The organism is Chitinophagales bacterium, assembly GCA_020636535.1.
In the GTDB taxonomy this organism is placed as follows: domain Bacteria; phylum Bacteroidota; class Bacteroidia; order Chitinophagales; family JADIYW01; genus JADJSS01.
The window spans coordinates 1-1,348 of the sequence record JACJXT010000008.1; the positions used below are offsets into that span (position 1 = coordinate 1).

Here is a 1,348-nt window from a genome sequence, read left to right on the forward strand (position 1 = left end):
TTTACTTTTTAATGCCATTGCAATATATCCATTGCCAAAATTTTGTAATTGATATTTTCTACTATACGGTTTTGAAATACCTCTTGCTCCTTCTGGAAAAATAATAACTGCTTCATCATTATTCAACATCTTCATACAGTTTTCAGGATCGCCTAATGCACCGCCCCATTGACTAAAAAGTGTACCAAAAAATGGCACTTGTGGTACAAATCTTTCAAACATACCTTTTGGAGCTCTTGGTGCTTGTTCATTGGTCACTAAAGCATATCCTAATAACATCGCATCAATAGGTAACTGCCCACTATGATTGCCAATAATTAAACACCTACCTTCTTTTGGAATATTTTCTAAACCATAAGCATCTACTCTAAAATATTGCTCGTAAAAAATTTTAGCAGCATTTACAAAAGGTTTAATGCCATTCAAATTAAATCCCCAAGCATCGTAGCCATAGCTGCCTACATGGTTAGGAAATTTTGCAAGAAATGCATTTCTATGTTTTACATCTCTTGATTGTTTGATGATATTTCTAATCTGCTTTTTGATAGCTTAAATATAAAATTTAATATCTTATGTTTAGTTAAAAACAATATTTTTTACTTCAAAAGTAATAATTTTGTGCTTGGTGAAGAAAGCAACCAACATAGTATCATTAATTATTGCTTTTGTTTTTCTGTTTAATGCAAATGGTGTAATTGTATTTAAACATCTTTGTAAAACAGAAAATATTGCAAATTATAGCGTGTTAAATTCTCCTAGTTGTGAAAAAGAAAAAGAGTCAAAAGAAGAAAGTTGTTGCAAAGAACAAGCTAGTAAAAGCAATGATTGTTGCGAACATTCTTTAAGCTTTAAAAAATTTAGCTATAATGGATTTACTTCAAATCTGTTCGAGCTAAAAAAAGTAGACATTGTTCCTATCTTTAATTTTCCTGTTGTACAATCTATTGTTTTAATTAAACAATGTAGAGTGCAATTCCAAGGATTAAGTCCACCATATCCAGATTATCATATCAAACAATATTTGCAACCATCTTTAGAAGCGTTGCAATCTTTCTTGTGTTAGGTCATACAATATTTATAAACACTATTCATTGATTAGATAGTGTTTTGAATTAATTGTTCACTTAACAAATTTCAAATGAAAAAAATTATATTAATAGTAAGTACAATTATACTTACACTACAAATAAAAGCAAAGACAATACATTTAATGGTTAAAGATGGCACTACCAACGAACCATTAATTGGTGCTAATATTTCAATACAAAACTCTTTAGATGGTGCTGTTACATATATTGATGGAATGGCAATGTTAGACATCAATTCAGAACATGAAACTTATGTTTTA

Annotated in this window: 3 protein-coding genes; 2 read left to right on the plus strand and 1 reads right to left on the minus strand. The window is 29.3% G+C overall.

Annotated elements, in window-relative coordinates:
- A partial coding sequence (locus H6553_00285; GenBank protein ID MCB9032252.1) for a 1-acyl-sn-glycerol-3-phosphate acyltransferase occupies positions 1 to 426 on the minus strand: 426 nt, incomplete at its 3' end.
- 199 nt (positions 427 to 625) lie between these two features.
- On the opposite strand from H6553_00285, the gene H6553_00290 reads away from it, so the two are divergent.
- Both H6553_00290 and H6553_00295 read left to right on the plus strand, forming a co-directional pair.
- The gene (locus H6553_00290; GenBank protein ID MCB9032253.1) at positions 626 to 1,063 is read left to right on the plus strand and encodes a hypothetical protein; all 438 of its coding nucleotides are present in this window, start codon (positions 626 to 628) and stop codon (positions 1,061 to 1,063) included.
- 75 nt (positions 1,064 to 1,138) lie between these two features.
- Positions 1,139 to 1,348, plus strand: a 210-nt coding sequence (locus H6553_00295) for a hypothetical protein (protein MCB9032254.1), incomplete at its 3' end; no start/stop codon positions are given.